The organism is Ruminococcus sp., from assembly GCF_045129435.1.
Taxonomy (GTDB): domain Bacteria; phylum Bacillota; class Clostridia; order Oscillospirales; family Acutalibacteraceae; genus Ruminococcoides.
The window spans coordinates 1-5332 of sequence record NZ_JBGVJL010000111.1 but is presented as its reverse complement, the minus strand read 5'-3'; the positions used below and the strand labels follow the sequence as shown (position 1 = coordinate 5332).

Below are 5332 nucleotides of genomic sequence, written 5' to 3'. Positions count from 1 at the left end.
AAATTTTAAGCGTTTCCGTAACCGTATTTTACATATGTTTTCTCACCAAATGCAAAAACAAGCGATAGCTTGATTTACTATCGCTTGTTCATTTCAATTCTTCTTTTTCGGGTTTACCCCAACTATTGACATAGAGCCTTTTTGCAAAAGCATTAGTGCTCATCTTCAAGTGATGTATTTACATAAAATAAAAACAGCATTAATACCAAAGTACTAATGCTGTTTATGGTCGAGGTGACAGGACTTGAACCTGCGGCATCTTGGTCCCAAACCAAGCACTCTACCAAACTGAGTTACACCTCGAAATTATTTATTTTTTGTTGTCTCATTGAGTCAGCTTCATTATTATATAACACAAATACACATTTGTCAACACCTTTTTTCAAAAAAATAAACTTTTTTTGAAATTTATTTTTTCCTTTGATTGACATACTTCGCTTTGGGGTATAAAATATGATTACATTATATATTGAAGGGCGGTTTTATATGTCTGAAAATTCAAAAATCAATCCGTCAAGCGGTTTGCCTGAGAATAAATACTCCATAAAAAGCAAGTTTGTAAATATCTTTTTGCTTATTATGTTTACGCTGTTTCCGCTTTTTTACACCGACTATTACTACAACATTAGGCACGATAAATACTTCTTTTTCCTTGTGGCAACTGCGGCACTTGTCATAATGATAGTTGCTACAGCAATTACCGATTCCGATATAAAAGTTCCTGCCAAAAATCAGAAATTGGCTGTGCCATGGTATAAAAAGCTTTCGTTTACAGATTATGCGGTTCTTGCGTTTATATTGGTATGCACAATTTCAACTATATTTTCACAAGACCCTGCTGACGCTTTCTTTGGGCAGAGCGGACGAAACAACGGCTTGCTTTTAATGATATGCTATGCGGTGGTTTATTTTATAATCACACGCTTTTTCAGCTTTAAAAACTATGTTTTGGTGGCACTTGCGGGATGTTCAATAGCAATTTATTTGCTCGACATTCTCAACTGCTTTTACATAGACCCTCTCGGAATGTTTACTACTCTTACCGATGAGCAGACTATCACAAACTTTACTTCAACAATCGGCAACAAAAATTTGATGTCAAGCTTTATCTGCATTATTATGCCGGCAACGCTTGCCCTTTCGGTCATCAGCAAAAATCGCAGTCACCGAATTGTCTATTACATTTCAACCGCATTTGGCTATATGGCACTTATGACCGCCGACAGCTATTCGGGAATTCTCGGACTTGGTGCTGTGTTTGCTGTGCTTTTGATATGGTTTTCTCGCAGAGTAGAAAGGCTCAAGAGATTTTTTCTTGCCACAACAATTATGCTGTTAAGCGGCAAAATTCTCCGCCTGTTCTCACTTTGTATGGGCGACAAATCAAAAGGGATTTCCGAATTTCAGAGCCTTTTGGTATATTCAAATTTGATTTGGGCAGTAATTGCCGTATTTGCTGTTATTACCGCAGTCCTGTTTCTTGTTGATTACAAAAAGCCCGATAAAATTTCACCAATCGCAATTCCGATTGCTTTGGGTGTAATCATCGTCTTAGGTATTATAGGTATGATTGCATTAATGTATTATTTCAGCGTAGTTGATACAAAAACCGACATCGGCTTTCTGAAAAGCTTTTTCAGATTTAACGATAGCTGGGGTACTCACCGAGGCTATATGTGGATACGCTCATTCTGGATATTTGGCGATTTTTCAATCTACAACAAGCTTTTCGGCTGTGGCCCTGATACATTTGCCACTGTGTTTGAGCCTTATTTTGAGGGATTGAAGCACTACGGCGACAGTTCCACAAACTGTGCCCACAATGAATACATCAACTACCTTATAACAACCGGAATCTTCGGACTTGCGTCATATCTTGCAATCCTTGGAGGTGCGTTAAAGGGTGCAATAAAATCAGCCTCTAAAAATCCGATTGCCATAGCATTTTGCGCATCGGTAATAAGCTATGCGGTGCAGGCAACGGTAAACCTTTACCAGCCGATTACTACTCCGCTCTTTATTATATTTGTTGCACTTTGCGAGGCGGTTGCCCGACAGCAAAAAATAACTGAATAAAATTCTGACAGAACAGCCTATTTTTAAGCTGTTCTGTTTTTATATGCAACTCTTTTTTGTGGTGCTTTCTTTGGTGTATATTTTCTTTTAGGTTTTTGTTGTGGTTTTCGGCACAAAATTGATTTTACAGGATAACGCATTGCGTAAGTTATTATAATGAAAATGCACATATTTACATAAATGTTTGCGTCAGGCATTTTTACTCTCCTTTTTATTTATTTGGGGCTTTGCTTATTATTATAAATAAAAAGGTGTCCCAAAAAACTCTCTTTGCCTTGCAGATAAAAATTATTCGGTCGAGCAAAGTCCTGTTTATTACCCTATGAATATTGTATAATTTAAGCATAGAAAAAAATATACATATTCTAAGGAGGAAACACTATGAAAAAGCTTTATGTTACAATCACAGGTACAAAATATTATTACGGAATGACACCTTTTAAAATCGGTAAAAAACTCACCTGCAAAAAGGAGCCAAGCAATCCACACGATAACGAGGCTATTAAGGTAACAATGAAAAACATAGGCACAATCGGATACATAGCAAATTCACCATACACAAAGGCAACCGGCACTTTAGGTGCCGGCGGAATCAACTGTTATGTAAAGAAAAAATTCAAGGTAAAGGTAATGTTTATTACTTCTACCAAAGTTATCTGTGAAGTAGTTGGCGGCATTAAAGATAAGTATTTGCATACTGCCGACGATAAAACCGAGATTACAGAGAATTGTGAGGAGTTTTAAACATTGTTAATTCCCGACAAATATGCTATAATCATAGCAAGTAAGGAGGGATAAATATGGTAAAGGAAATTATGAGAGATCCTATGTTTTTGCAAAGAAAATCTGTTGATGCAGGCCCTATGGATATGCCAACCGCTATTGATTTACTCGACACGCTAAAAGCTAATTTTGAGGGCTGTGTGGGTATGGCGGCAAATATGATTGGTGTGTCAAAAAGAATTATTGCAATAAGCGACAACAGAAAGTATATTCTGATGTTCAATCCTGAAATCATCAAGGGCTACGGCGAATATGAAACCGAAGAAGGTTGTCTTTCTCTTGACGGTGAGCGTAAAACAAAGCGATTTAAAACAATTCAGGTAAAATATACTACCGACAAATTCAAGCAGACTACACGCACCTTTACAGGCTTTACGGCACAAATAATTCAGCATGAAGTTGACCATTGCAACGGCATTTTGATATAAAAAATTAATCAAATATTCGTTTTGCGTTTATAAATCAACTTAATGTCGCTTTTGTGTCTACAATTAATACTATTGTGCTTGTGAACAAACTTCAATCAACATTTTACCGCAATTATTCATTGACATTTTTTTTGCAAAGTATAGTAAAATTTTGTAAAGATATATTATATAATATTATATATATCAATATAAACAAAGGAGTACTATAAGGCTTATCAGATGGGCATAAGCGTTGGTATTAGAGGTATCAGCACTTACGAGGACAAGCTTATCATCAGTCTTGTTGGCCTTGAGGGTGCATACATTTGTGAGAGTGACAATCCGGAAGATCCTAATTCATTCAAAGTAATCGCTAATATGAGTGATATGTTTAACTACCCGGCTTACCGCTATCAGGACAGCATCTACGGCGGTTCTATTTGGGATATGGCTACATATAACGATTCACTTTATGTTTCAATCTGCACAGGCAGACCTGAGAATAAGCCTGATGACAACACAATGCAGTCATTCGCTATCATCAGAGGCGACAGAGATGACAACGGCAAGTGGACTTGGACTTCTGTTGTAGGCGATCAGGAAAAGGATAACGCAAAATACACCTACGGCATTGACCCTGAAAGAACAAGATCAGGTGCTGCAAACCTCTGTGTTTACAACGGTTACCTCTACATCGGCGAATACAACGATGAGGAAATCGCACTTGAGAAAGTACTCTTTGACCAGAGCTGTGACTTTGTAAACGCAAACCTTGAGCAGTCTGTAAACCTTTATAGAATGGACGAAAACGAAAATATCGACCTCGTTGTCGGTGATTCAGACAAAATGTTCCCTAACGGCAGTACTACAGGCTTAGGCTCAGGCTTTGACCGCAATGAAAACCAGTATATCTGGAGAATGCAGGTTTATAACGATAAGCTTTATGTCGGTACATTTGACACAAGCTCACTTCTTGAGCCTGTAGGTCAGCTTACAAACGGCGACCTTCTTGAAATGACAGATGAAGAGTGGCAGTCACAGATTGAGTATATCAAGGTGCTTGCTGAGCTTATTATGAATAAGTACAAAACTCCACAGCTTCCTGTAAATGCTCCTGCTACACTTTCAGTTTCAAGAAGTGAAGCAAAGGATATGGCAAGAAGCGTGAACAACGCAGGCAGAATCAGCAAGACAACTGCTGCAAAGGCAGAAAATGTAATTTCACTTGCACAAGAGGTTGAGGCTGCTGCTGACGATACAGCAAGCCAGGAGTTTATTGACAAATACGCAGAGCTTTCCGACCTTTCAAAGGATATTTCAGATTCAATCGGCAGCGTAATTGACAAAATCTTTACAGAAGAAAACATTGCTAAAATGACATCTTTTATAAAGGTGTGCGTATCGGCGTGAAACGAACAAACGGAAAAATTGCTACTGTTTTTCCCGACTCCAATCAAAGCTCAGTAATAAGGAGGAAGCATAAATGATAAAGTTTGACACCTTAAAAGAGGCTGCTCGTTTTCGTGTAGTCGAAAGTGAAGATAATTATTGGGTTGAAGATTATTGGAAGGCAACCATTGAATTGTTTACAAAGGATGTTGCCGCTACAATAAATTTTCTACAAAACGAGTGCGACGATGAGGAACTGTATTTCCTTTCGGAAATTTTTGAGGAAATAGTTGAACAAACCCAAAGCGAAGAGCTTGTTGCTGCTCTTCGCTCTCGCCTTGCCAAAGTAACCCCCGAAAATTACAATCAGCAAAATTTCAAATCGGAACATATGCGAAAGTGGGTTGACTATAACGAGTATGTAAAAAGCATAGAGGAAGAAATCAACTATGCTGAAGGCAGAATTAACAAATAAATCTCTTTCACGGCAGAGACTCGTTCTCTGCCGTTTTTTCTTTCGACGGGTATTAGGGCGCCAATGCCAACAACTTAAGAAAAGTTGTGACAGTTACCCCGTATAAAATCAGAAATTTATAAAACTAATATTTGCACAAAACGCAGGTAGCAAATTTAGCTATTTTGCTAATTGACAAATCAGAAACTTCTTCAAAATCGAA

General features: G+C 37.8%; 6 protein-coding genes and 1 tRNA gene. 5 read left to right on the top strand and 2 right to left on the bottom strand.

The window, feature by feature from the left end; all coding sequences use genetic code 11:
- Nucleotides 1-226: 226 nt before the first annotated feature.
- Nucleotides 227-303, bottom strand: a tRNA-Pro gene (locus ACJMMI_RS05550).
- 183 nt (nt 304-486) lie between these two features.
- Here ACJMMI_RS05550 and ACJMMI_RS05545 point away from each other — a divergent pair.
- A complete protein-coding gene (locus ACJMMI_RS05545; RefSeq protein ID WP_405354217.1) occupies nt 487-2076 on the top strand; it encodes an O-antigen ligase family protein in 1590 nt (529 codons plus the stop codon).
- A gap of 23 nt (nt 2077-2099) precedes the next feature.
- Here ACJMMI_RS05545 and ACJMMI_RS05540 read toward each other — a convergent pair whose 3' ends face one another.
- Complete coding sequence (locus ACJMMI_RS05540; RefSeq protein ID WP_405354216.1) at nt 2100-2273, bottom strand: hypothetical protein; 174 nt, start codon at nt 2271-2273, stop codon at nt 2100-2102.
- 184 nt (nt 2274-2457) lie between these two features.
- On the opposite strand from ACJMMI_RS05540, the gene ACJMMI_RS05535 reads away from it, so the two are divergent.
- The 4 genes from ACJMMI_RS05535 (at nt 2458) to ACJMMI_RS05520 (ending at nt 5130) form a co-directional block, all read left to right on the top strand.
- Nucleotides 2458-2820, top strand: coding sequence for an HIRAN domain-containing protein (locus ACJMMI_RS05535; protein WP_405354215.1), 363 nt, complete (start codon nt 2458-2460; stop codon nt 2818-2820).
- A 56-nt stretch (nt 2821-2876) separates the two neighbouring features.
- Complete coding sequence (locus ACJMMI_RS05530; RefSeq protein ID WP_405354214.1) at nt 2877-3287, top strand: peptide deformylase; 411 nt, start codon at nt 2877-2879, stop codon at nt 3285-3287.
- A 219-nt stretch (nt 3288-3506) separates the two neighbouring features.
- Entirely contained in the window at nt 3507-4676 is a 1170-nt protein-coding gene (locus ACJMMI_RS05525) for a hypothetical protein (RefSeq protein WP_405354213.1), read from the top strand.
- A gap of 73 nt (nt 4677-4749) precedes the next feature.
- Nucleotides 4750-5130: a hypothetical protein gene (locus ACJMMI_RS05520; protein WP_176784929.1), complete on the top strand. Its 381-nt coding sequence runs from the start codon at nt 4750-4752 to the stop codon at nt 5128-5130.
- Nucleotides 5131-5332: the final 202 nt, after the last annotated feature.

What these genes read in the sequence shown, in the direction of transcription:
- ACJMMI_RS05545 (WP_405354217.1), top strand. Translation starts at nt 487, where the DNA reads ATGTCTGAAAATTCAAAAATCAATCCGTCAAGCGGTTTGCCTGAGAAT.
- ACJMMI_RS05540 (WP_405354216.1), bottom strand. Translation starts at nt 2,273, where the DNA reads ATGCCTGACGCAAACATTTATGTAAATATGTGCATTTTCATTATAATA.
- ACJMMI_RS05535 (WP_405354215.1), top strand. Translation starts at nt 2,458, where the DNA reads ATGAAAAAGCTTTATGTTACAATCACAGGTACAAAATATTATTACGGA.
- ACJMMI_RS05530 (WP_405354214.1), top strand. Translation starts at nt 2,877, where the DNA reads ATGGTAAAGGAAATTATGAGAGATCCTATGTTTTTGCAAAGAAAATCT.
- ACJMMI_RS05525 (WP_405354213.1), top strand. Translation starts at nt 3,507, where the DNA reads ATGGGCATAAGCGTTGGTATTAGAGGTATCAGCACTTACGAGGACAAG.
- ACJMMI_RS05520 (WP_176784929.1), top strand. Translation starts at nt 4,750, where the DNA reads ATGATAAAGTTTGACACCTTAAAAGAGGCTGCTCGTTTTCGTGTAGTC.